A 22417-nucleotide genomic window follows, 5' to 3' on the forward strand; every position below is an offset into this window, starting at 1 on the left:
CGCCAATATACAAAATAAAGGACCTGACATGGAACGCATTCCCATGACCGCTGAAGGCCATGCTGCGCTTCAGACAGAACTGAAGGCTCTGAAATCCGTCGAACGCCCGAGCATCATCGCGGCGATCGCCGAAGCGCGCGCGCATGGCGACCTCTCCGAGAACGCCGAATATCATGCCGCCAAGGAGAAGCAGAGCTTCATCGAAGGCCGTATCAGCGAGATTGACGACAAGCTCGCCCGGGCTGACGTCATCGATGTCTCGAAATTCTCCGGCACCAAGATCCGCTTCGGCGCGACCGTCACCATTGTCGACGTCGATACCGAAGATGAGCAGACCTACAAGATCGTCGGCGAAGACGAGGCCTCCGTGAAACTCGGCAAGATCTCCGTCACCTCGCCTATCGCCCGTGCCCTGATCGGCAAAGAGGAAGGTGACGAAGCCGAGGTCTCCGCGCCCTCTGGCGCCCGGGCCTACGAGATAGCCAAGGTCGAGTACAAATAATGGGCGGGGCGGGCCTGCTCGGACCTTCAGTCTGGGCGGTGTCCGATGGCCGCGCAGGCAACGCCTCGCAGGTGCGCGCAATCCTGCAGGCGCTCGGCGAAACACGCCGCTGGATGAAGATCGCCCACATCGACGGCGCCGCGCACCGGGCCGACCCGGTCACGCTGAGCCCGCGCGCGCCATGGACATGGCTGCCCGCCGACAAATGGCCCTTGCTCCCGCATTCCCTCCCTGCGGCCCAGCGCGGCGTGCTGGAAGGCCCATGGCCGACAGTCTGGATTGCCGCCGGCCGCCGCTCCGCCCCCTTCACGCGGGCCGTGCGCGAACTGTCTGGCGGGAAGACGCTTACCGTCCAGATCCTCGACCCCAATATCGACCCGTCCAATTTCGACATGCTGGTCGCCCCCAGCCATGACGAAGTCACCGGCCCGAACGTGATCGAGACGATCGGTTCGCCCTCCTATTTCGCGCCCGACACGATCGAGGATGCCGGCCAGGCCTTTGCCGATCTCGCCGACGAGCGCGCCAAGAGCGCCATTGTCATCATTGGCGGCGATTCAAAGACGCACACGTTCACCGAGGCCGCCGCCGAGCGCCTCGAAGGCCAGCTGCGCCAGCTCGCGGGCCTCGGCTGGCGCCTGCGCATCACGACGTCGCGACGCACGCCTCTGCAGATGGTCACCCGTTTCCGCAACGTGGCAGACCAGACTGGCGCCCGCTTCTGGTCCGGCCCCGAAGACGGCCAGAACCCTTATATCGCCTGGCTCGCTTTCTCTGACGTCGCCATCGTCACCGAGGACAGTTCCAACATGCTGTCGGACGCCGCCTGGCACGGCCTGCCGATTCATATTGCGCGCCTCGAAGGCCGCCACGACAAGTTCGACCGCCTGCATGATAGCCTGATCCAGCATGGCGCCGCCCGCTGGTTCGGCGGCACGCTTGAAACCTGGAGCTACAAACCCCTGCGCGAAGCCGACCGCGTCGCCGACGCCATCGTCGCCCGGCTGCTCGAACGCTATCCCCAGCCCGACATGCCCGCCAGCGGCACCCACGTCGCCCCACCCGACTGGATGAGCTGAGGCTTCCCCCCCTCCGCCCCTTCGGGGCACCTCCCCCGCAAGCGGGGGAGGATGAACCAGCCCTGCTCAGTTCGATCAGGCTCGCGAGGAAACCCGCCAGCGTCTTGCCCCCGCCCGTCGGCGCAATCAGCAGCGCGCTCTCGCCCGCCAGCGCGGCTTCCGTCAGCGCCAGCTGGTGCGCCCGCGCCTGCCAGCCACGCGCAGCAAACCAGCCCGCAAAGGGCTCCGGCAAGCTATATGTCAGGGCGGCGCTATCAGGCATGTCAGGATTAAACTAACGCAAGACGGGTCCGTTGCCTCTTTATTTTCAGGCCCGGTTCAGGTGAAGCCTGTACTGACACAACCTCACGCCGAACCGAAGGACAGATCATGCGCCACGCTTACCTCCCGCTCGCCCTCGCGGCGCTGCTGCCCCTCTCGGCCCATGCGGGCACACCGCTGGAAGACGCCCTCGCGGCCAAGGCGGACGGCCCGCTCTACATGTTCGACGTCACTGTCCAGAACAGCGACACCGAGGCCATGATCCGCGTCGACCCGTCCAAACCGGAAGGCGAGCGCCTCCATGTCATCACGCCAGCCCAAACGGACTGGACCGACGATTTCCGCAAACTGGTGAAAAAGATGGACGCTGACACCGACGGCGACATCTGGTGCAGCAGCCTGGGCGAAAACATCCCCGCCGACGCCGCCCTCGTCACCGAATCCCCCACCACCGCGACCTATACGTTCAAGCCCCACAAAGGCACCAAGCCCGACGATCTCGACGACATCTACAAATACCTCACCGGCACGGTCGTCGTCGCCAAGGATGAGCCCGCCATCCTCTCCGTCGAGATGGTCTCGGAAAAGCCGTTCCGCCCCCTGCCGATCGCCAAGATCAAAACCTTCAAGCTGAATTTCGACTGCGCCCGCGCGCCTGACGGCCGCACGCACATCTCCCGCGTCGATGTCGCGATCAACGGCTCCGCCATGATGAAGGAATTCAACGAAGCCGAACACCAGACGATCTCGAACCTCAAGCCCCTGCCCGAGTCAGGCATGGGCACGAAATAGGCTCCTTCAGGCCTAGTTCGGCTGGGCCTGCATCGCCTGCGCGGCTTGCTGGTCCGCGAGGAATTTCGCGCGTTCCTTCGGCGTCATGTTCTCCATCTGCGTCTCAAGCTCGGCCTGCGAGCGCTGCCATGCCCGCTCATCATCGGCGGCCTGCAGCGCCAGCAACACGTCGCGCGTGAAGTCATTGATCTCGAAGCCTGCACCGCCATTGGCGTCATAGCCGCGGCGCACGATCACGGCATTCATGCTCGGTGCGATAACGACATACTGCCCCCTGTTGCCCGCCATGTAATACACATCAGACGGCACGCCCGGCGCATCGGTCATCAGCCAGAATTGCGCGCCATAGCCCGGGCCCGTCGCAGGCTGCGCAGGCGCTGGCGTGCGCACGAATTTCGCCCAGCCTTCCGGCAGCAGGCGCTCATTGCCCCACATGCCGTCCTGCAAGTAGAGCTGGCCCACGCGCGCAAGGTCGCGCGCCGTTGACCAGACCTGGCTCGACGCAATGAAATCGCCGTTCCAGTCAATCTCCATCGTCGTGTGCGCCGCGCCGATCTTGTTCAGCACTTTCTCATACGGGAAGCGGTGGAAGGCATCATCATCCTTCATCGCCTCGCGCAGCGCGCGCATCGCGATCAGCGTGTCATCATTGGCATATTTGAACCGCGTGCCCGGCGCCGCTTCCAGCACCTTGGTCGCGGCCTGATCGACCACACGTCCGCCGCCGAAATAGATCCGGTCGGTGCGCGAGCCGCGCTCGCCGCTGTCGAGGCCGCTCGCCATGTGCATCAGGTTGCGGATCGTGATGTTGCGGCGCGGGTCGGCGCCATTGTTCCAGGCGTCAACCACGGCTGGATAGTCGATATCGATGATGCCGTTGCGACGCGCTGCGCCCAGCACGGTCGCCGCGATGGACTTGCCGACAGACCATGTCCGCTGCGGTGTCTCATGGTCTACGCCAAGCGCATAGCGTTCGGCCACGACCTGACCGTCCCGCACGACCAGCACAGCGCTGGTGCGCGTGCCATTGCCATAGGTACGCTCGTCAAAGGCCGATGAGACCGGCAGTTCCAGCCGTTCGGCCTCTTCGGTGCGCAGCTGGATCTTGACGTTCGAGCCGATGGCGCTGCCCCGGTCAGCGGCGGGCGCAGCAGGCCAGCTGGCGAAATGCGGCAGGAACGCAATCTGGCTCGAATCCGCGCCGATTGGCAGCTGCGTACAGCCAAAGCCGGGGCGCCAGGCCGCAATGCGCGGCGGCATCGTCGCCGAATAGGTGACCGACACGGTCTTCTGCAGCGTGTTCACCTGCGCGCCGGGCAGCTTGTCATAGGCGCGCTGGTAATCGGGATAGATGCCCGAGAGATCGTTCTGCTCGATCTCCGCCATGGACTGACCGGCATTGAACAGGTCAGAGCAGGTGAAACTGGCTTTCCAGCCAGCCGCCAGCGCGGCGTCCATCTCGTCTGTATTGCCGCCCTCCTGCGCCAAAGCAGGCATGGCAGACACTGCAAGCGCAGCAAGGGACACGATCACGGCTCTGGCGGGACGCATGGGCAAATCTCTCCTGTTGAGTGTGCAAGTCTATGCACATCGCTTCATGTCGCAAGTATGGCGGGGCAGTTAAGATTTGCACAACCCCATGCGCGCCCTGACCCGTTTGCGTCCCTTACGACGCCTCTAATCCTGAAGACAAAAACGGGGAGGCTTACCGCCAATGACGCACACTCGGAATTTCATGCATATCGTCCTGCTCAGTGCAGGCCTGCTCCTGGTCGCCTGCGGCAGGCAGGAGCCACCACCAGCGCCGGACGGCGAAGCACAGCTGGACAGTGCCGACACCGGCACATTCAGCACTGAAGAGGCCGAACTGCAGGCGATGATCATCCCCGAATTCGAGACCGCTGCGGCCAAGGGCCAGATGGATGCAGCGCTGTTCCTCGCCCTCTTCCGGCTGCGTCCGGAAACGGAAACCCTCTTTCTCGAAACCGCCGCCAAAGCCCGCAGGGAAGGCGCCACCTATGAAGAAGCCGGGCGCGCGGGCGGCGACGCCATCCGGCCAGTGCTGATCGAGGAATCCAACAAGGCCATGCTGCGCGCCACCGACCAGCAGGCCTCGGACTTTGCCAATGTGACGCTCAAGGAGTTCCGCGAGTTCGAGACCACTGACGCGCAGGATTGCGCCCGCGCTGCGATGGGCCTCGCGCCCCGGATCGCCTCCGACCGGATGGATGAACTGCGAAATGCTGAAAGCGCCATCACGGTCGACATCCTGAATGCGCCTGACCAGGGCGGTTTCGAGGTCTCGCCGATGCGGGATGTACAGACATGGATGGGCGGCGTCTTCAGGGACAAGCCGGCGGCAGGCACCGGCGCCACCTATATCGGCACGCCCGATCCCACAGATGAACAGGCCATGGCGATCTGCACGACCATGATCACGATCTATGAGGAGCTGGGCAAACTGCCGCTGGCCCGCCGCGCGGCCTATATGCGCGGCATGTCGGCAGGCTGACGCTCGCGCTGACCCCGTTGCCCCTCTTTCGACGCCTGTCGTGCAGAAGACCAAATAGGGAGAGGCATTCAGTCGATGACGCAGACTCAAGTATTGCTCCTCGCGGCCCTGATCATCGCAGGCCTGCTGCTGGCAGCCTGTGTCACAAAAGCGCTGATGCCGACGGCGCCGCCGGACGGTCAGGCAGAACGGGACCTGACCGGCGCGGACACGTTCGCCCTTCGCCGTGCCGAATTCAGGGCGCAGGTCTTGCCCGAGTTCCACAAGGCCGCTGCCCAGGGACGAATGGAGGTGGCCCTGATACTTGCGCTCTTCCGCCTGCGTCCGGACACTGAGCCCCTCTTCCTTGACGCCGGTACGAAGGCCCGCGGCGCAGGCGCAACCTATCTTGAGGCAACGGAGGCCGGAGCCGAGGCGATCAGGCCAATGCTGCTTGAAGAAACCAGCAAGGCCATGCTCCGCGCCACGGATCAGCAGGCATCAGATGCTGCCGAAGTGACACTCCAGTCATACTACGAATATGAGCAGACAGACGCGCAGGCTTGCGCCCGCGTGCTGATGGGGCTGGCGCCCCGGATCGATTCCGACCGGCTGGCTGAACTGCGCAATACCGAAAGCGCCATCACGCTCGACATCATGAATATGCCCGCCACAGGTGTCGTCACCATCACACCGCCCGATGAGGTTCAGCAATGGATGGTCGAGGTTTTGCAGGATGCGCCAGAGGCCGCCAGCGGCGCGACTTACATCGGCACGCCGGACCCGACGGATGAACAGGCCATGGCCGCTTGCAAGGCCATGATCACGATCTACGAGGCGCTTGTGAAACTCCCGCTGCCCATCCGCGCTGCGCATGTGCGCGGCATGTCGGCGGGCTAAGGCAATGGTACCACCGCGCACCACCCGGATCGACCATGACATTCCCACCACGCTTGTGGTCCGCCTCATGCTGGTGCTGGCAGGGTTGGCCATGCTGCTGATCCCGGCCTGGCTCCTGCGACACGGCCTGTGGCCGCCCGGTTCTGTCTCGCCCGTGATTGTCCTCATCGTGCTCGCCACGTGGCTCATCGGCATATTCTTTCTCGGCGCAGCCATGATCGTCGCTTCGTCCCGGTGGATCATATCGCCCGGCCATCTCCGCATCACGCTCAACCGCCCGTTCCGCGTGGCAGAGACGCATGCCTTCACGCCGCGCGATCAGGTCCGCTTCTCGGTCAAGCAACTCGACTGGGTGGAAACACTGGATACGTGGAAAGTCATTCTCACCGCGCCGGACGGCAGGACATTCGCCTCCCGCCCTTTTTACAGCGCCGAAGACGCCGAGGCCTTTCGCAGCGCAGCCGAAACCCTGTTCCGCACGAAAGCCTGATCAGGCTTTTGCCACTGCAAGCGCAATGCACGGCGAGCGCGGCACCAATGTCCTCTGTATTGCCGCCCTCCTGCGTCATTGCGGAAAAGGCAGACACTACAATGGCAGCAACCGACACATCACGGGTTTGGCGCCGCGCATGGGAAAATTTCTCATGCTGAGTGGGCGAAACGAGATTTGAGTCTCACCCTATAAGAGAAAATGTTATAAACCAATCCGTGCATGCTTAGGAGTAAGTCAAATCGAGCGATGAGTTGCTGGTAGTTTCCCGAGCAGGGCTTCGGCGCCTTCAAACTGATTACACCATATTTCGTATGAAGAATTAGAAGTTCATGGGGGAACTTATTATGAAATCGCTTTGTTTTTTGGCGCCTCTTTTTGGAGCAATTTGCGCGTGTACTGCTGTCCCATCCAGTCCGGAAAAACACCACGAACCGACGCTTGCCCGAGAATTGCTGGAATTGGAAAGACAGGCTTTCACTGTAGAAACCCAGATTGACGATCCAAGCTTATACGTCTCTGCCGAAAACCAGATCGATAAGCTGACATCCGATACATTTAAAGCCTTCGCTGCTCAGAAGATCAATGTGAAAAAGGCACGATCGGATGAAGGCGAGGCGCTGAAAGCGCTACTGGCAATTGAGCAGGTGTTAGTGGAAAATCATTTTCTTTTGCATATCAAAACGACGCTCATGAGGGATATGCTTTCTGCGGAGCCACCTCGACCCCAGACTCACTTAACCCGAGGCCGTGAGAAGTTTTTCAACTCGCATAAAGATGAGATGTTCTACCACTTTGATTGTGATCTAGGATCCTACTTGATCATGGGAATCGGTGACGCACTGGAACTGCCAATCACTTTTGTCGAGGTCCCAAACCACAACTTTGTGCGATGGACGTTTGACGACGGGACCTACATTAACTGGGATACCAATTCTGCAGCCATTGTCACAGATGACGATTTTCGAAGGGGGCGCTCGCGTACTTCCCGACAAGGATTTGATCAAGACACTGAAATTCGCGCTGGCTATTTGAGAAATATGACGCGGGACGAAATTAAAGGCTACCACCTCGGGCTTGTTGGCTCACGATTGTCCGGAAAAGGAAAAAAAGAAGAAGCACGCAATGTCTTTGAAAAAGCCATTGAACTGAGACCAAACGGCACAACCGCACATAATAACCTTTCTTGGATGATCGTCACCAGTGAAAAATTCCAAGACTCAGCATCTGCACAGCGCGCCCTCACGCTTTCGCAAAAAGTCTATGCTATTGATCCGTCGGACTTGAATGCAAACGACACATTGGCCTGCGCATATGCAGCGACCGGTGAATTTGTCAGAGCGATAGAGATCGAAAAACTCGCTTTTTCAAACGAAGCCAAAATCGCTGCGTTTGGTGCAAACCGGACGTGCCTTGATATGGTCCTGTCGGGTGAGTTGGAACCTTGAGTTAAATTTCCGCCCTCATGCCAAAACCGCTGGCCTTCGCCATCGCCGCGCCATGCACCGCGAGGCCCTTGGCCACGGCGCCGAAGCGATCATTCGCTGACAGCGTCGCATTGCCGAACCGGGCGGCCAGCCTCTCCTGCACCAGCGGAATGAAGGTCGAACCGCCCACCATGACGATATCGGTGATCTGTTCGGGCCGTGCCCCGGCCCGCGCGAGGCATTCCACCGCCACCGCATCCATCTTGGAAATCGCCTCGTCGATCAGGCCCTCGAACGCGGCCCGCGTGACAAGCTTTTCGAGGTGCGCGTCCGGCGTGTCATAGGCGAATATCTGCTGGTCGGCGCCGCTGAGGCCGATCTTGATCTGCTCGGTGCGCTTGGCATAGGCGTGGGCCTCATGGTGGCGCACCAGATAGTCGAAGGCGAGGATGCCTTCGCTCTGCGGGCTGTTCATCTTCATCCAGGTGATCTGCTTCTGCACATCGCGCGTGTAGAGCTTGTTGAGGCTCTTCCAGTCCGACAGGATCGAATAGGGCGATGACGGCACCGGCAAGCCGTTCAGCGACAGCGTCTCCATATGCCCGAACAGTTTCGACAGCTCATGGAAGCTCAGCATGTGGTCGAAATCATTGCCGCCCACGTAAAGCCCGGCGCTGCCCAGCACATCAAAGCCCGCATTGTCCGCCGAGATGCGCACGACCGAAAAGTCGGATGTACCGCCGCCGATATCGACCACGAAGACCAGCTTCTCCCGGCCCGCCTGAAAGCTTACGGACCGCGCCGCCGCCACCGGCTCGTCAAGGAACTCCACCTGGTCCACGCCCGCCACATTGAGGCAGGCCTCAAGGATGGTCTGCGCCCGCGCATCGAGTTCCGGGTGGCGATCATTGAACGAGACCGGCCGCCCCTGGATCACCGAGTCGACGCGCTCACCCGTCTCCGCCTCGGCGCGGGCAATCACCCGCGTCAGGAAATGCGCGATCACATCGCGAAACGGCAGGCGCCGCCGCCCCACTTCCGTCGTCTCGTCAATCAGCGACGAACCCAGCACAGACTTGATCGACCGCATCAACCGGCCTTCCTCGCCCGACTCATACGCATTCACGGCTTCTGCGCCGATAGCATATTCGCCGGACGTCGAGCCATAGAACACCGCCGTCGGGATCGACGTGGCGTCCGGCTCCAGCGCGATCAGCTGCGTGCCGCCCGCGCTGCGAAACGCAATGGACGTGTTGGACGTGCCGAAATCGATGCCGACTTGCATGGGAGGAGCCCTCGGTGCGGGGAATGCGGCTGAACCGCCTACCCCACTTGAGCCCAAAGCGGAAGGCACGGCAGCCAGCCCCTTCCCCGCTTTGTGCAATCGCCTACATTCAAGGCATGCTCCGCCCTGACCTCCTGCTGCAGCCGACACCCAGGGGCCTCTATTGCCCGCCGGGGGATTTCTATCTCGATCCGGTGCGCGGCGCGGTTGAGCGAGCCGTCATCAGCCATGGCCATTCAGACCATGCACGCGGCGGTCATGGCAAAGTGCTGAGCCACCCCGACACGCTCGCCATCATGGCCTGCCGCTATGGCGCCAATTTCGCCAAGTCCACGCAGGCGCTCGAATATGGCGAGACGATCGAGATCAATGGCGTCACCGTCTGGCTCGCGCCCGCCGGTCATATCCTCGGCTCGGCCCAAATCATCGTCGAGCACAAGGGCCTGCGCATGACCTTTACCGGCGACTACAAGCGCCGCTTCGACCCGACCTGCGCCAGTTTCGAGCCCGTCGAGAACACCCACGTCTTCATCTCCGAGGCGACCTTCGCCCTGCCCGTCTTCCGTCACCCGGATACGGGCCACGAGATCAATCGCCTGCTGCAAAGCGTGAAGGACTTTCCCGAACGCGCCCATTGCATCGGCGCCTATTCGCTCGGCAAGGCCCAGCGCGTCATTCGCCACCTGCGTCTTGCTGGCTATGACGAGCCCATCTTCATCCATGGCAGCCTCGAAAAGCTCTGCGCACATTACCAGTCCGTCGGCATCGACCTTGGCACGCTCGTCCTCGCCACAAGTGACGACACATCCAAGGCTGCCCGCGAGGCCTTTCGCGGCAAGATCATCATTGCCCCGCCCGGCGCTTTTGAAGGCAAATGGGCCCAGCGCTTCCCCGACCCGATTCTCGGCTTTGCCTCCGGCTGGATGAGCATCAAACAGCGGGCGAAACAGCGCGGCGTGGAGCTGCCATTGGTGATCTCCGACCATGCTGACTGGGACGAGCTGACCGAGACGGTGCGCGAAGTGAACCCGGAAGAACTCTGGGTCACCTATGGCCGTGAAGACGCCCTTGTCCGCTGGGCAGAGCTTGAAGGCCGCCGCGCCCGGCCCCTGCGCATGGTCGCCTATGACGACGAGGCAGGTTGACCCCGCCGCGCCTTGGCCCCTTTAGTAAGGGCCATCGGTGCTTTCAAAGGGGACGACATGAAACACCCAGCCCTCCTCGCGGCCACAGCCGCCCTATTCGCGCTCACGGCCTGCGACGCCATCCGCCTGCCGGGTGACCCGCCAGAGACCGCCGCCGAGAAATCGGACGACACGTCCGGCACGCTCGACCAGCTACCGAGCGACCTCTTCGACGAGAACGTCACGAGTTCCGTCGAAGTGGTGCCCGAAACCCCAGCGAGTACCACCACAACGGACTCGGAAGTACCCGCGAACGCCCCCGGAACGGACACGGAAGTCCCGGAAAGCGGTCCGGAAATACCCGACGAAGCCGCCCTGCAGCCCGAATCCGTGGGCGGCATGGCCCTTGCCGTTCAGGTGCCCGAAATCACGCTCGCATCGCTCAATGCCGCCAGCTGTGGCCGCCCTGCCGGCAGCCCGCCAACCCCAACGATTGCTGCAGTTTCCGGCGCCACGATACAGGACGAGACCCTCGCCGCGCCCGAAGCCGTCAACGGCCTCGCCGCCAGTCTCGCCAGCTTCCCCGGCATCGTGAAGCTCGAGCCCCGCACGCCCCAGCCCGACGGCACAATCACCAGTGGCCACTGCAGCGCCACGCGCATCGCCCCCAACTGGTTCGTCACCGCCGCCCATTGCGTTGACGACGACTACCAGGAACTCCGCCTCATCGGCGACGCCGCCAATATCCGTAGCCCCCTCGCCAAGGTCACCAGCGCCACGGTCGCCGTCTGCCATGCGGGCTATCTCGGGACGTCCAATGGCTACGCCAATGACCTCGCCCTGATCCGCCTCGACGACGCCCAGATCGCCCCCATCGCCGATGTGCCCGTCGCCCGCTACGGCGCCACGCAGAAGCCACTGGCGCCCGCCAATTATCCCATGGCCGACATGGCCGGTTGGGGCCTCACCCACTACGGCGGCAACCTGTCGAACGACCTGATGTCGACACAGCTGAAGATCACCGCTGACGGGCCATCCCTGATAAACGTCGCCAGCGCAGGCGGCGCAGGCCCCTGCATCGGCGACAGCGGCGGCCCGCTCTACGTCGCAGAGGCAGATGGCTCAAAGACCGTTGTCGGCGTGCTCTCCGTCGTCGAACAGAACCGCGCCACCGGCGAGTTCTGCGCCGGCGACTATAATGGCCGCTACACAAACCTGCAGGGCTACACGAGCTGGATGAGCTCGGTCATGGCGCTCTGCGATGCCAATCCGGACGTGTGCAAATAGTGCCGCCCCGCCGCGCCCCTGCCTCCGCAGGGGACACGGCTTCAGGAGGTATGGGGTATTCGAAATTCAGGTCCGTAACATGGTTTCCGTGTCCCCTGCGCAGGCAGGGGCGGCGAATCCCGGCCCCTGCCTAGATGCCCACTTCCAGCATCTTCTGATAGGCAGGGCGCGCCTTCATCTTCTCGAACCAGGCCTTTGTTGCGGGCCGGTTCGCGAGGCCGCCCTGCGCATCCGACATCAGGATCTGGAAGCCCATCAGGCAGTCGGCTGCCGTGAAGCGCTCCCCTGCGAAGTACGGATACCTGGCGAGGTGCGCCTCGATCGTGCTGGCCGCCTTCTCACGTTCTGCCGCCATCATTTCCTTGGCCGGATTGCCCGTCATGTCGACGCGGGCAAAATAGACCTGCAGCAGGCCCGGCAGGAAGATGGCCCCCTCGGCGGCGTGCAGCCATTCGAGATAGCGCGGGAATTCCGGCGAGCTGGGGCGCGGGTGCAGGTGATAGTCGGTATCATACTTGCCCATCAGGTATTCCGCGATGGCGCCCGTCTCGGCGATCACGACATCGCCGTCTTCCAGCAGCGGCGACTTGCCCATCGGGTGGATCTTCAGCAGCTCCGGCGGCGCGAGGTTTGTCACGGCATTGCGCTTGTAGTGGACAATCTCGTGCGGCACGCCGAGTTCGGCCAGCAGCCAGACAATGCGCTGCGAACGCGAGGCGTTGAGATGGTGAAGCTTGAGCGTCATGAACGAATTTCCCTTTGAGACGTATGGGCCATTAGCGGCTGCGCGCCTGTTTCCGACGCTGTCATGAACCCTGTTTGGCCCTATGTAGGACTGCATGCAAGCCTTTGCCGAACTCCTTGACCGACTGGTCCTGACGCCTTCCCGCAACGGCAAGCTGCGCCTGATGGCAGCCTATTTCGCCGCTGCGCCCGACCCGGACCGCGGCTATGCCCTCGGCGCGATCACGGGCGATCTCGACATTCCGAACGCCAAGCCCGCCATGATCCGCTCCCTCATGGACGGGCGGATGGACGCCGAACTGCTCGCGCTTTCCTACGACTATGTCGGCGACCTCGCCGAAACGGTCAGCCTCGTCTGGCCCGACACGCGCGGCGCCAATCGCACGCCGCCGCTATCGGACATTGTCGAAACGCTGAACGAGGCGACGCGCGCCGAGACACCCCGCCTTGTCGCCGGCTGGCTCGACGGCCTCGACGCCACGGGCCGCTGGGCCTTCCTCAAGCTGCTGACCGGCGGCCTGCGAATCGGCGTCTCCGCGCGGCTCGCCAAGCTGGCGCTGGCGGAGTTCGGCAACAAGGACGTGACGGAGATCGAGGAGATCTGGCACGGCCTCGCGCCGCCCTATGAATCGCTCTTCGCCTGGCTCGAAGACCGCGCCGAACGTCCCAGCCCCGATATCGCCGCGCCCTTCCGTCCGGTCATGCTCGCCCACCCGCTGGTGCCAAAGGCCGACCGGGACAATCCGGATGCCGTCGACCCCGCGCACATCACTGCCGAGGCCTTCGCCGCCGAATGGAAGTATGACGGCATCCGCGTGCAGGCGTCCGCCGAACGCGGCACGCGGCGCATCTATACGCGCACGGGCGATGACATTTCGCACGCCTTCCCGGATGTGGTGGCCGCGATGGATTTTGAAGGCACGCTCGACGGCGAACTGCTGGTGCGCAATCCCGATGGCACGGTCGCACCCTTCAACGCATTGCAGCAGCGTCTCAACCGCAAGACCGTCTCGAAGAAACAAATGGAAACGCATCCGGCCTTCATCCGCGCCTATGACCTTCTGGTCGATGGCAGGCGCGACGTGCGGGGGCTGACCTTCCGCGAACGCCGCGAACGGCTGGAGAATTTCATCCTCACAATCGAGAGTGACCGGTTCGACCTGTCGCCGCTCGTGCCCATCACCACGCTGGCAAAGCTGGATGATGCACGGCTTGATCCCCCTGCCCCGGAAATCGAAGGCGTGATGCTGAAGCGCTGGGACAGTGCGTACCTCGCCGGGCGGCCCAAGGGTCTGTGGTACAAATGGAAGCGCGATCCCTATCTCGTCGACGCCGTGCTGATGTATGCCCAGCGTGGGCATGGCAAACGCTCCAGCTTCTATTCCGATTTCACGTTCGGCGTCTGGCGCGAGAAGGATGACGCAGACGAATTGACCCCGGTGGGCAAGGCCTATTTCGGTTTTACCGATGAGGAACTGAAACAGCTCGACGCCTTTGTGCGCGCCAATACGATCGACCGGTTCGGGCCGGTGCGCTCGGTCACGGCGAACAAGGAGAAGGGCATTGTGCTGGAAGTGGCCTTTGAAGGCCTGCAGCGCTCGCCGCGCCACAAGTCCGGCCTCGCCATGCGCTTCCCGCGCATCAACCGCATCCGCTGGGACAAGCCAACCGCCGAAGCCGACCGGATCGAAACGCTTGAAGCGCTGCTCGCCGAGCACGGTCAATAAAGACGGCCAACACAAGCAAGGCGCAGGCGCAGAGGCCGCCGCGCGAGCGGCGAACAGCCTCAAGCACATTAAAAAAGGGCCAGCCCCTGCGGGCCAGCCCTTTCAAATCAGCTCAAAAAGAAATCCGTTATCAGACGGTCTCTTTCAGTTCCTTCGCAACGCGGAAGGCGACTTTCTTCGAAGCCTTGATCTTGATGGCTTCGCCCGTTGCCGGGTTGCGGCCCATGCGTGCCGGGCGCTTGCGCACTTCCAGCGTGCCGAGACCGTTGATACGGATCCGCTCGCCTTTTTTCAGGCGTTTCGTGATCTGTGTCGCCATGTCGTCGAAGATTTCCTGCGACTGTTTCTTGGTGAGACCGTGGGTCTCTGCCATGTCGACAGACATCTGACGCAGTGTGACGGTCGTTGCCGTTTTCGTTGCAGCCTTGGCCGGTGCAGCAGCTGGTTTCGCAGCGGCTTTTGCAGTCGGTTTTGCTTTTGCAGCAGGCTTGGCTTTCGCGGCAGGCTTTGCAGCCGCTTTCGTGGCCGCAGGTTTTTTCGCGACAGCCGCCTTGGTGGCTGCAGGTTTCGCAGCGGCCTTCTTGGCCGCAGGTTTGATTGCCATGAGCAAATTCCTTTGTTGAATCTCCGCAGAGGCGTCGGCGTATAACGCCAATTCGTCTTCCTGCATCAAACTTTTTTCAGTTGGGCGACGTGGACAGGCGCGTTTTGAGGTACATATCAGCCCTTATGCAGAAACAACGGCCCTTCATCCTGATTCTCCTTGCGCTGCTGCAGCCGCTTTCGGGCGCGTTGGCGCCGCTGGCGGGAATCGGTACGCCGATCGGAAATGCGACGCGTGACCTTGGTGCGCCGGAGCAACCGCTGCCGGTCTTCTTTTCGATCTGGAGCGTAATCTTCGCCGCCTATCTCGCTTTCGCGCTGTTCCTGCTGCTGCGCCGTGAGCCGTGGATGGAACGCATTGCCATGCCGCTCGCCATTGCGGGCCTGATGAACGTGGTCTGGATGCTGAGCGCGCAACTGATCATGTCCCAACCGCTGGACTTCGTGCTCCTGTTTCCGATTGTTGCCGCAGCCTGGGTGTCCGCCTGGCAGTTCGACCGCATGCGCGGGATGGGCGGCAGCATCGCCAAGCTCACGGCGGACATGGCCACCGGCCTCCTCTCCGGCTGGATCACGGTGGCCGCCGCCATTTCCATCCCGCTCACCATTCGCCATTTCTCAAACCTCGGCGCGACGGACCAGCCATGGCTCATGCTCTGGGCCACGCTCGTGCCCGCCGCGCTGGCCGCGTGGGTCTTTACCCGTTTCATCAGCCGTAGCCTCTGGTTCTACGTTGCACTCGGCTGGGGCCTGCTCGGTATCCTTCTCAACAACTGGACGATCACGGACATGAACTGGCTCGCCATCATGACGGGCGTGGTTACTGTCATCGTCCTCTCTCTGCGGCTGACGCGCGGCGCCCATGGCGCTGTGCAGGCCGCCTGACATCTGGAGCATTTCATGGACTTTCTGAATAATATCGACTGGCAAGCCCAGTTCGAGGAACATTGGCCGGCCCTCGCAGGCTATGGCCTGAAAGCGCTCGGCGCCTTCCTCGTCCTGATCATCGGCCTGCGCATTTCCGGTGCCATGGCCAGCTTCGTCCGCAAGCAGGCCATCAAGCGTCCGAACATAGACGAGACGCTGGGCAGCTTCTTCGCCTCGCTCGTGCGCTGGTTCATGACGGCCGCCACGCTGATCGCCGCGCTGCAACTCTTCGGGGTTCAGGCGACCAGCTTCGTCGCCATCCTCGGTGCCATGACCCTGGCCATAGGCCTGTCCTTGCAGGGCGCGCTTGGCAATATCGCGTCCGGCATCATGATCATGCTGTTCCGCCCTTACGGCGTCGGCCAGTATATCGAAGTGGCCGGCGAAGGTGGCACGGTGAAGGAGATCAATCTCTTCCAGACAATCCTTGCCACGCCCGACAATGTGCAGGTCATCGTGCCCAACAGCCAGGCCATAGATGGCATCATCAAGAACTATGCCGGTTACCCGACACGCCGCATCGATCTCGTCTTCGGCATCGACTATGGCGACGGGATGGAAAACGCGATGAACGTGATCGAGAGCGTCATAAAGGCCGACAAGCGCGTGCTGGCGGACCCTGCCCCGGTGGTGCGGGTCAGCGAGCTGAACTCAAGCTCCGTCGACATCATTGCCCGGCCATGGGTGAATACGCCGGACTATTGGGAAGTCCGGTGGTCGCTGATCCAGAACGTCAAGAACGCCCTGGACGAAGCCGGCATCTCGATCCCGTATCCGCACCAGGTCAACGTCAACAAGGAATAGACCTCAACAGCACCCGCCCACCGGTGCGGCCGCCGGCACATCGCCCTGTGCGAACACGTCCGGCGCCGCGCATCCGGGGAACAGGCCAAAATGCCTGTCACCTGCGCCCACCACGTCGAAGTAGGATGCAAAGCGTGTTTCCATCAGCATGGCCAGCGTGTTGCCGCACACCGGGAACACGCGCCCCTGCTCGATGGCGTGTTCGGCATCGAGAATGAACACGTCCTCCATGCCTTCCACGCCGCCGCGATAGATCACCGCCTGTCCGTAATCCTCGCAAGCCGGCTCCAGCCCCTCCAGCTTGAACAGGCGCGCAGTGACGGAGGCAAAGCGGATCTGACCAACCTTGGCTTTCAGTTCCGGATCGAGGATCGCCAGCGGGCGATGGTCCACCACGCGCGGGTCGCCAAAGCCTGCCGCCATGGCCACCGCCTGATAGTCGCCCCAATAGAGCGCACCAGACAGACATTCGCCATAGAGGACCGGGTCCTTCACAAGGTCCGCCGGAATGCGACGGTCGGCATAGACGTCCGAGAAATAAAGCTCGCCGCCCGGCTTCAGCAGGCGGTGCGCGGCGCGGAACACGGCTGGCTTGTCGGAGCAAAGATTGATCACGCAATTGGAGATGATGAGGTCGAAGCTGCCTGCTTCCAGATCCAGCGCGTCCAGCTTCTCAAGCTCACCTTCAATAAAGGTCGTGTTGGGTCTGTCATAGCCGAACGCCTCGGCATGCCAGGCCTCGTGCTCGCGGGCGACGGCCAGCTGTTCCGGGGTCATGTCCACGCCCGTGACATGGCCGTTCGGGCCGACAAGACTGGCCAGCGCATAGACGTCCCGCCCTGCCCCGCAGCCAAGGTCCAGCACGCGCAGCCCTTCAAGCTGCGCCGGAATGGCCAGTCCGCAACCATAATAGCGCGCCGAAACCGCGTCATGCACACGGCCCAGTGCCTTGCGCACATGCAGCGGCGGCGCTGCATCGGTGGTGCAGGCATCTGTGCGCAGGTCCGATGAAGATTGCAGGATGTCTCCGTAATATTGCTGGACGACCTGTTTGTTCATGCGATGGCTCCTGCGCTCTGTTGCCTTCCACCTGCCGCAAGTGTGGCTGTTTCACCAGTCACCTATGCGTGAAAGTTCAGTTGAAGCCCGCCCCGGCGCGTGACATGAGTGCGATCATGATGCCCGAGATCGACATGACTGGCTGGCCCGCCTGGGCGCAGGCCGCTGAACCACAGGTCCTGAAATGGGCGCTTGTGCTGGCCGCCGTTGTGGCAATCTGGATTGTTGCAATTGGGGTGAAGTGGCTGGTCGTGCTGGTCGGCAAGATCGTGACTCCGAAGGATCATGATTTCGAGGGGTCAAGTTGGGACCTTGGCGCCTCCGTTGCGCGCATGTTCGCCTTGATCCTTATGTCGCCGTTGCCGCTTGGCCTGGCGGGTTATGACTGGCGCAGCATGATCGAAGAGCGTGGCGCAGGCGCCATTGCGGCTATGGTCATCCTTGTGGTCGCCATCCTCTTTGCCAACTGGATCGCGCGTTCGCTGCGCAATTTCGGCGGCAAGGCCCACCGTCGCACGGGTGCAGACGACACCCTGTTCGCCTTTGCCGGCTCAATGGTGAAATACCTGATTTTCGCCATCGCGATCGTTACGGCGCTGACGCAGCTCGGCTTCCCGACCACATCCCTCGCGGCCGTGCTTGGCGCCATGGGTCTCGCCATCGGCCTCGGCCTGCAGGACACGATGAAATCCGTTGCAGCAGGCGTCATGCTGGCCATCCTCCGCCCTTTCAGGATCGGCGACTATGTCAGCCTTGCCAATCTGGAAGGTGAAGTGACCGATATTTCGCCCTTCACAACGTCGCTGAAACAGATCGACAACAAGGTCGTCATCGTCACCAACAATATGATCTGGGCCGATCCCCTGATCAACCACACGCGCCAGACGCGGCGCCGTTTCGACCTCTATTTCGACATCTCCTATGACGACAACATGGACCACGCGCTGCAAGTGCTGCTGGACCTCGCTAATGATCATCCGCGCGTGCTGTCCAAGGCAGACACATGGGTCGGCGTGCATGCGCTGGCCGACTGGAGTGTTAAGCTGCGCCTGCGCGCCTGGGTGGCGACGCCCGAATTCGTGCAGGTACGCGCCGACCTGACCAAGGCCGTCAAGGAAGCGTTCGACCGCGAAGGCATCACCATCCCCTACCCGCACCAGGTCAATGTCGCCTACAAGGGCAATCCTGTGCTAGACAATGCGGAAGATGAATGAGAGCGAACCACCTGTTGTAGAACCGCTACCGCCGCCCGCCGAACCGGCGCCGCCCCCGAAACCCGTCAAGGAACCGCCCCGTCCGATCCTGAAGCGCCTCTTCGGTATTGGCGTATGGGGCTGGATCAAGCTGGTCGCGCTCTGCATCCTCGTCGGCTTTGTCGTGCTCGCCTCGAATTTCGACCCGTCCTCGCCGGACGTCGATATTCCTGCCGCCATTGGCGCCATTGTGCGCCAGACGCTCGCCGCCGCCGGCTGGGCCCTGCAGAATTTCTGGAAGCCCGCCCTTGCCGGCGCCGGCATCATGCTGCCCGTCTGGATACTCTGGCGGCTGGTCAGCCTGCCCTTCCGGAAGTGAATACTGTCCCCTTCCAGCAAACCACTACCAGAGAATTGCGGAATTATGGGAAAGGCTTTCTTGAGCTTTATCTTCTATTTCTAGTTACACCCTAGATGATCCAGGGGCGGAATACTGAAAGAGTCGATCTTGGAACGGCGGGAAAAAGATACGGCTGTCACAGAGGAATCAATGCCGAGGCAGCCCGCAATCATAGCGCTGCTTGATTTCGTGTTTGCCTGGGTATTCAATTTTTCGAGCATCAGCCTGTTCTGGTTCGTCATAATCTGTGTGCCAGTCGGCGTGGTCTTCGTCGGCTTGTCATCTGCAGCCACCCAACAGGAAAACCCGCACGTCTTTGTTACATATGCGGCAAACTACCTCGATGCATTCGGTAGTCTCACTCATTCCCACTTCGTTAGGGGCACACTCGGAATGATGTGGATCGGCCTACTCGTACTTATACCTGTCTGGATCGTCTGGAGACTGGCTTGCCTTCCAGTCTACCTGCTCTGGCACATGGCCATTAGCATCCTGCGAGCCCGCAACCGCGCGTAGCCCGCCTCAGCCCACCGGTTTCCAGTTCTGCGTCTTGCAGAGGAAGCCGACACAGCCCTTCACTTCCAGAATGCCGCTATCCAGCAGCTTCATCTTGGAGCTGTAGGTCTTGCCTTCCTTCGGATTGTAGATCGTCCCGTCAGCCCAGCCCTTGGCGGTCTTCTTGAAGCCTTCCAGCATGGTCAGGCCGAGAATTTTCTTGCCGTCTGCATCTGTGGCCGTTGCAGGCGTCTTGCCCTCCGTGACGCTCGCCGGGTCGATCCAGACAATCGTGCCGCAGGGCGTGCCGTCGCCGCAATCGGCAATCTGGATGTGCGAGTTCTCTTCCTCGGTCGCGTAGGTGCCGTACACATCGAGAGGGTCGGCAGCGGCATATCCTGCCGCGAGGGCAAGGGAGACAAATGCAAAAATGACGGGTTTCATGGTCGTTCCTCCAGCTCCATTGGAGCTATGGTCCATAACAGAATTCAACCAGGGAGAACACTGATGGATACGTCACAATTGATGTTCCGCGATGGCCTGATGAAGGGTGAACGCATCCTCGTCACGGGCGGCGGCACCGGCCTCGGCAAGGAAATGGCCGAAGGCTTCCTCAAGCTCGGCGCCGAAGTCCACATTTGCGGCCGGCGCGGCGGCGTATGTGAAGAGACCGCCAAGGAACTGATGGAGAAACATGGCGGCAAGGTCGTGCCGCATGCGTGCGATATCCGCGTGGCTGAAGCCATTACCGACATGAATGATGCGATCTGGTCCAAGCACGGGCCCCTCACCGGCCTCGTCAACAATGCGGCCGGCAACTTCATCTCGCGCACGGAAGACCTCTCGATCCGCGGTTTCGATGCGATCTCGAACATCGTGTTCCGTGGCACGTTCTACATGACGCAGGATATCGGCAAGCGGTGGATCAAGGGCGGCAACCGGGGCAATGTCATCTCCATCCTGACGACATGGGTGTGGAATGGCGGACCATTCGTTGTCCCTTCCGCCATGTCCAAGGCCGCCGTCAACACGATGACGCAAAGCCTCGCCGTCGAGTGGGGCCGCTATGGCCTGCGCTTCAATGCCATCGCGCCCGGCCCCTTCCCCACCGAGGGCATGTCGAAACGTCTCTCGCCCGATGCCGAAGGCGCCAAGCGCATGGATTCAGGCGCGGCAAACCCGATGGGCCGTGTTGGCGAGATGCACGAACTGGTCAATCTCGCCGTGCTGCTGATGGGCCCCGGCGCCGAATACATCAACGGCCAGACCATCGCCATTGACGGCGCAATGTACAATGCGTCCGGCGGCAACTTCGCCCAGCTCACCGCCTGGGGGGACGCAGAATGGCAAGCCGCCAAGGACGCCATCACCGCCACCAATGACGCCGACAAGGCGAAGCGCACGGTGTAGGCACGCGGAACCTTCCGTTCGCAGGGCCGTTGGCATCTGCGAACGGGACTCGCGCGCTGGCATAGCAAGAACGCGGCCTCCCGACAGTCCATCAAAGGGAAACGCCGCCATGAAACTCACCACCCTCCTCGCCTCCGTCGCGCTCGGCACAATGGCCGTCGCCTGCGCCGCCACGCCGACCCAATACCCGGCCCAAAACCAGATTACAGAACACGTCGTTACCGGCCAGCTGACCTATCGCGAGCGTATCGCGCTGCCTGCTGGCAGCACGGCGACCGTCACGATCAGCGACACATCGCGCATGGATGTCCCCGCCACGATTGTTGCGGAAGCCATGATGAATCTTGGAACGGCGCAAGTGCCGGTACCCTTCAACATTACGGTTGATGACCGCGACCTTGACCCGAACGGCATCTACACACTGCGGGCCACAATCCGCAGCCCCGCCGGCGAACTATTCTGGACAACCGACACAGTCTATCCGGTCGATCTCTATGGCCCCTATACCGACATGGGCACGCTCTTCCTTGTCAGCGGCACGCCCGGCAACGCCTATCCGGCGCCCTATCCTGACGCGAGCCCCTATCCGGCCAATCCCGGCTATGGCGCGATGCTGAGTGGGCCTGAATGGGTCGTGGAAGACATCTCGCGCCAAGGCGTGATCGACTTCTCGCGTGCCTCGATCAACTTTGACAGCAATGGCCGCGTCACCGGCAATGCCAGCTGCAACACGTTCAGCGCAGGCTATGCTGCCACTGGCCAGGATCTGCGCTTCACCGAGATGGTGATGACCCGCAAGGCCTGCCCACCGGCCCTAATGAACCAGGAACGCGCCTTTACCGACATCATCGGCAGTGCGCGCCAGTACACGATCACGCAGGATGGCGCATTGGTCATCTATGCGCCAAATGGCGACACGATCACGGCCCGCCGCTAGGCGAACGCTGTGCAGGCGGCGGAACCATTCCGCTGCCTGCCCGCTGTTCCCCCGGACAAATAGAAAACCGGAGATACGTCATGAAACGCGCCTGCACATTCGCCGCACTCACGCTCGCCGCCACAGCTGCCGCCTGCGCCGTCACGCCGCCTTCGGCCTCACAACAAGGCGATATGCGCATGGCGAACGATCCTGCCTATGCAGCGCCGTATAGCTCTGACGTGATCTCTCCCTATTATGAATGTGGCGCGCTTCAGCTTGAAGCGAGCGTCGTCGGCACGATCGCGACCGTCATGTTCAACGGCGAAGTGCACCAGCTGCAACAGGTTGAGGCCGACAAGGGCATGCGTTACCAATCGGGCATCGGTCCGTCGCGCGTCGTCTTCTGGGACCAGGGCCGTTATGCCGTGCTGCAACAGGGCACGACCACTTTCCCCCAATGTACGCGGGTGCGCTAAAGGCACCCTGACCCACCTTTGA

23 protein-coding genes and 2 pseudogenes are annotated in these 22417 nt (G+C 62.0%); 18 read left to right on the forward strand and 7 right to left on the reverse strand.

Annotated features, from left to right (window positions below):
- Positions 1–28 precede the first annotated feature (28 nt).
- Entirely contained in the window at positions 29–502 is a 474-nt protein-coding gene (gene greA, locus HOC_RS00635; protein WP_035534724.1) for a transcription elongation factor GreA, read from the forward strand.
- Positions 502–1581: a mitochondrial fission ELM1 family protein gene (locus tag HOC_RS00640; protein ID WP_035534726.1), complete on the forward strand. Its 1080-nt coding sequence runs from the start codon at positions 502–504 to the stop codon at positions 1579–1581. Before greA ends, HOC_RS00640 begins: the two co-directional genes overlap by 1 nt.
- 22 nt (positions 1582–1603) lie before the next feature.
- Here HOC_RS00640 and HOC_RS22890 read toward each other — a convergent pair.
- A pseudogene (locus tag HOC_RS22890) lies at positions 1604–1843 on the reverse strand (hypothetical protein); the annotation flags it as partial.
- A gap of 107 nt (positions 1844–1950) precedes the next feature.
- Here HOC_RS22890 and HOC_RS00645 point away from each other — a divergent pair.
- On the forward strand, positions 1951–2634 hold the full coding sequence (locus HOC_RS00645; RefSeq protein WP_035534729.1) for a hypothetical protein: 684 nt from the start codon (positions 1951–1953) through the stop codon (positions 2632–2634).
- Positions 2635–2646: 12 nt separating this feature from the next.
- Here the strand turns inward: HOC_RS00645 and HOC_RS00650 are convergent, their stop codons facing one another.
- Entirely contained in the window at positions 2647–4185 is a 1539-nt protein-coding gene (locus HOC_RS00650) for a serine hydrolase domain-containing protein (RefSeq protein WP_084146058.1), read from the reverse strand.
- Between the two features lie 163 nt (positions 4186–4348).
- Between HOC_RS00650 and HOC_RS00655 the strand changes: the two genes are divergently transcribed.
- The 4 genes from HOC_RS00655 to HOC_RS00670 all read left to right on the forward strand — a co-directional run bounded on the left by HOC_RS00655 (position 4349) and on the right by HOC_RS00670 (position 7963).
- Positions 4349–5146 (forward strand): hypothetical protein, encoded by a 798-nt coding sequence (locus HOC_RS00655; RefSeq protein ID WP_035534732.1) that lies wholly within the window; start codon positions 4349–4351, stop codon positions 5144–5146.
- Between the two features lie 75 nt (positions 5147–5221).
- Entirely contained in the window at positions 5222–6025 is an 804-nt protein-coding gene (locus HOC_RS00660) for a hypothetical protein (protein ID WP_156950325.1), read from the forward strand.
- Positions 6026–6029: 4 nt separating this feature from the next.
- Positions 6030–6515 carry a hypothetical protein gene (locus HOC_RS00665; RefSeq protein WP_035534738.1) on the forward strand — a complete coding sequence of 162 codons (486 nt, stop codon included), beginning with the start codon at positions 6030–6032 and terminating at the stop codon, positions 6513–6515.
- A gap of 332 nt (positions 6516–6847) precedes the next feature.
- Positions 6848–7963: a tetratricopeptide repeat protein gene (locus HOC_RS00670; protein ID WP_156950326.1), complete on the forward strand. Its 1116-nt coding sequence runs from the start codon at positions 6848–6850 to the stop codon at positions 7961–7963.
- Position 7964: 1 nt separating this feature from the next.
- Here the strand turns inward: HOC_RS00670 and HOC_RS00675 are convergent, their stop codons facing one another.
- The gene (locus HOC_RS00675) at positions 7965–9227 is read right to left on the reverse strand and encodes an Hsp70 family protein (protein ID WP_051624382.1); all 1263 of its coding nucleotides are present in this window, start codon (positions 9225–9227) and stop codon (positions 7965–7967) included.
- A 116-nt stretch (positions 9228–9343) separates the two neighbouring features.
- Between HOC_RS00675 and HOC_RS00680 the strand changes: the two genes are divergently transcribed.
- Both HOC_RS00680 and HOC_RS00685 read left to right on the forward strand, forming a co-directional pair.
- Positions 9344–10372, forward strand: coding sequence for a ligase-associated DNA damage response exonuclease (locus HOC_RS00680; RefSeq protein WP_035534742.1), 1029 nt, complete (start codon positions 9344–9346; stop codon positions 10370–10372).
- Between the two features lie 57 nt (positions 10373–10429).
- Positions 10430–11638, forward strand: a complete 1209-nt coding sequence (locus HOC_RS00685) for a S1 family peptidase (RefSeq protein ID WP_051624383.1) — start codon at positions 10430–10432, stop codon at positions 11636–11638.
- Positions 11639–11768: 130 nt separating this feature from the next.
- On the opposite strand, the gene HOC_RS00690 is transcribed toward HOC_RS00685, so the two are convergent.
- Positions 11769–12383, reverse strand: a complete 615-nt coding sequence (locus HOC_RS00690) for a glutathione S-transferase family protein (protein ID WP_035534745.1) — start codon at positions 12381–12383, stop codon at positions 11769–11771.
- 94 nt (positions 12384–12477) lie between these two features.
- Between HOC_RS00690 and HOC_RS00695 the strand changes: the two genes are divergently transcribed.
- Positions 12478–14109, forward strand: a complete 1632-nt coding sequence (locus HOC_RS00695) for a cisplatin damage response ATP-dependent DNA ligase (protein WP_035534749.1) — start codon at positions 12478–12480, stop codon at positions 14107–14109.
- Positions 14110–14239: 130 nt separating this feature from the next.
- Here HOC_RS00695 and HOC_RS21645 read toward each other — a convergent pair.
- A pseudogene (locus HOC_RS21645) lies at positions 14240–14548 on the reverse strand (HU family DNA-binding protein); the annotation flags it as partial.
- 290 nt (positions 14549–14838) lie between these two features.
- Between HOC_RS21645 and HOC_RS00705 the strand changes: the two are divergent.
- A complete protein-coding gene (locus HOC_RS00705; RefSeq protein ID WP_035534753.1) occupies positions 14839–15597 on the forward strand; it encodes a hypothetical protein in 759 nt (252 codons plus the stop codon).
- A gap of 15 nt (positions 15598–15612) precedes the next feature.
- The gene (locus HOC_RS00710) at positions 15613–16443 is read left to right on the forward strand and encodes a mechanosensitive ion channel family protein (protein ID WP_084146059.1); all 831 of its coding nucleotides are present in this window, start codon (positions 15613–15615) and stop codon (positions 16441–16443) included.
- Positions 16444–16446: 3 nt separating this feature from the next.
- Here HOC_RS00710 and HOC_RS00715 read toward each other — a convergent pair whose 3' ends face one another.
- A complete protein-coding gene (locus tag HOC_RS00715) occupies positions 16447–17502 on the reverse strand; it encodes a methyltransferase domain-containing protein (protein WP_035534756.1) in 1056 nt (351 codons plus the stop codon).
- Positions 17503–17606: 104 nt separating this feature from the next.
- On the opposite strand from HOC_RS00715, the gene HOC_RS00720 reads away from it, so the two are divergent.
- The 3 genes from HOC_RS00720 to HOC_RS00730 all read left to right on the forward strand — a co-directional run bounded on the left by HOC_RS00720 (position 17607) and on the right by HOC_RS00730 (position 19611).
- Positions 17607–18716: a mechanosensitive ion channel family protein gene (locus HOC_RS00720; protein WP_162174789.1), complete on the forward strand. Its 1110-nt coding sequence runs from the start codon at positions 17607–17609 to the stop codon at positions 18714–18716.
- Positions 18700–19074, forward strand: coding sequence for a hypothetical protein (locus tag HOC_RS00725; RefSeq protein WP_156950327.1), 375 nt, complete (start codon positions 18700–18702; stop codon positions 19072–19074). The genes HOC_RS00720 and HOC_RS00725 overlap by 17 nt, the downstream gene beginning before the upstream one ends.
- Before the next feature lie 171 nt (positions 19075–19245).
- On the forward strand, positions 19246–19611 hold the full coding sequence (locus HOC_RS00730) for a hypothetical protein (RefSeq protein ID WP_035534759.1): 366 nt from the start codon (positions 19246–19248) through the stop codon (positions 19609–19611).
- Between the two features lie 6 nt (positions 19612–19617).
- Here the strand turns inward: HOC_RS00730 and HOC_RS00735 are convergent, their stop codons facing one another.
- Positions 19618–20034, reverse strand: a complete 417-nt coding sequence (locus HOC_RS00735; protein ID WP_051624386.1) for a DUF2147 domain-containing protein — start codon at positions 20032–20034, stop codon at positions 19618–19620.
- 63 nt (positions 20035–20097) lie between these two features.
- Between HOC_RS00735 and HOC_RS00740 the strand changes: the two genes are divergently transcribed.
- From HOC_RS00740 to HOC_RS00750, 3 genes are all read left to right on the forward strand, one after another.
- Positions 20098–21000, forward strand: a complete 903-nt coding sequence (locus HOC_RS00740; protein WP_035534761.1) for an SDR family oxidoreductase — start codon at positions 20098–20100, stop codon at positions 20998–21000.
- A gap of 109 nt (positions 21001–21109) precedes the next feature.
- Entirely contained in the window at positions 21110–21937 is an 828-nt protein-coding gene (locus HOC_RS00745) for an META domain-containing protein (RefSeq protein ID WP_035534763.1), read from the forward strand.
- Between the two features lie 80 nt (positions 21938–22017).
- The gene (locus HOC_RS00750; RefSeq protein WP_035534767.1) at positions 22018–22395 is read left to right on the forward strand and encodes an MliC family protein; all 378 of its coding nucleotides are present in this window, start codon (positions 22018–22020) and stop codon (positions 22393–22395) included.
- Positions 22396–22417: the final 22 nt, after the last annotated feature.

The organism is Hyphomonas oceanitis SCH89 (genome assembly GCF_000685295.1).
In the GTDB taxonomy this organism is placed as follows: domain Bacteria; phylum Pseudomonadota; class Alphaproteobacteria; order Caulobacterales; family Hyphomonadaceae; genus Hyphomonas; species Hyphomonas oceanitis.

Coding starts and splice junctions, on each gene's coding strand:
- HOC_RS00670 (WP_156950326.1), top strand. CDS start 6,848: ATGGGGGAACTTATTATGAAATCGCTTTGTTTTTTGGCGCCTCTTTTT.
- HOC_RS00750 (WP_035534767.1), top strand. CDS start 22,018: ATGAAACGCGCCTGCACATTCGCCGCACTCACGCTCGCCGCCACAGCT.
- HOC_RS00715 (WP_035534756.1), bottom strand. CDS start 17,502: ATGAACAAACAGGTCGTCCAGCAATATTACGGAGACATCCTGCAATCT.
- HOC_RS00685 (WP_051624383.1), top strand. CDS start 10,430: ATGAAACACCCAGCCCTCCTCGCGGCCACAGCCGCCCTATTCGCGCTC.
- HOC_RS00745 (WP_035534763.1), top strand. CDS start 21,110: ATGAAACTCACCACCCTCCTCGCCTCCGTCGCGCTCGGCACAATGGCC.
- HOC_RS00645 (WP_035534729.1), top strand. CDS start 1,951: ATGCGCCACGCTTACCTCCCGCTCGCCCTCGCGGCGCTGCTGCCCCTC.
- HOC_RS00665 (WP_035534738.1), top strand. CDS start 6,030: ATGGTACCACCGCGCACCACCCGGATCGACCATGACATTCCCACCACG.
- HOC_RS00705 (WP_035534753.1), top strand. CDS start 14,839: ATGCAGAAACAACGGCCCTTCATCCTGATTCTCCTTGCGCTGCTGCAG.
- HOC_RS00710 (WP_084146059.1), top strand. CDS start 15,613: ATGGACTTTCTGAATAATATCGACTGGCAAGCCCAGTTCGAGGAACAT.
- HOC_RS00640 (WP_035534726.1), top strand. CDS start 502: ATGGGCGGGGCGGGCCTGCTCGGACCTTCAGTCTGGGCGGTGTCCGAT.
- greA (WP_035534724.1), top strand. CDS start 29: ATGGAACGCATTCCCATGACCGCTGAAGGCCATGCTGCGCTTCAGACA.
- HOC_RS00730 (WP_035534759.1), top strand. CDS start 19,246: ATGCCGAGGCAGCCCGCAATCATAGCGCTGCTTGATTTCGTGTTTGCC.
- HOC_RS00695 (WP_035534749.1), top strand. CDS start 12,478: ATGCAAGCCTTTGCCGAACTCCTTGACCGACTGGTCCTGACGCCTTCC.
- HOC_RS00725 (WP_156950327.1), top strand. CDS start 18,700: ATGCGGAAGATGAATGAGAGCGAACCACCTGTTGTAGAACCGCTACCG.
- HOC_RS00660 (WP_156950325.1), top strand. CDS start 5,222: ATGACGCAGACTCAAGTATTGCTCCTCGCGGCCCTGATCATCGCAGGC.
- HOC_RS00740 (WP_035534761.1), top strand. CDS start 20,098: ATGGATACGTCACAATTGATGTTCCGCGATGGCCTGATGAAGGGTGAA.
- HOC_RS00735 (WP_051624386.1), bottom strand. CDS start 20,034: ATGAAACCCGTCATTTTTGCATTTGTCTCCCTTGCCCTCGCGGCAGGA.
- HOC_RS00650 (WP_084146058.1), bottom strand. CDS start 4,185: ATGCGTCCCGCCAGAGCCGTGATCGTGTCCCTTGCTGCGCTTGCAGTG.
- HOC_RS00680 (WP_035534742.1), top strand. CDS start 9,344: ATGCTCCGCCCTGACCTCCTGCTGCAGCCGACACCCAGGGGCCTCTAT.
- HOC_RS00690 (WP_035534745.1), bottom strand. CDS start 12,383: ATGACGCTCAAGCTTCACCATCTCAACGCCTCGCGTTCGCAGCGCATT.
- HOC_RS00720 (WP_162174789.1), top strand. CDS start 17,607: ATGAGTGCGATCATGATGCCCGAGATCGACATGACTGGCTGGCCCGCC.
- HOC_RS00675 (WP_051624382.1), bottom strand. CDS start 9,227: ATGCAAGTCGGCATCGATTTCGGCACGTCCAACACGTCCATTGCGTTT.
- HOC_RS00655 (WP_035534732.1), top strand. CDS start 4,349: ATGACGCACACTCGGAATTTCATGCATATCGTCCTGCTCAGTGCAGGC.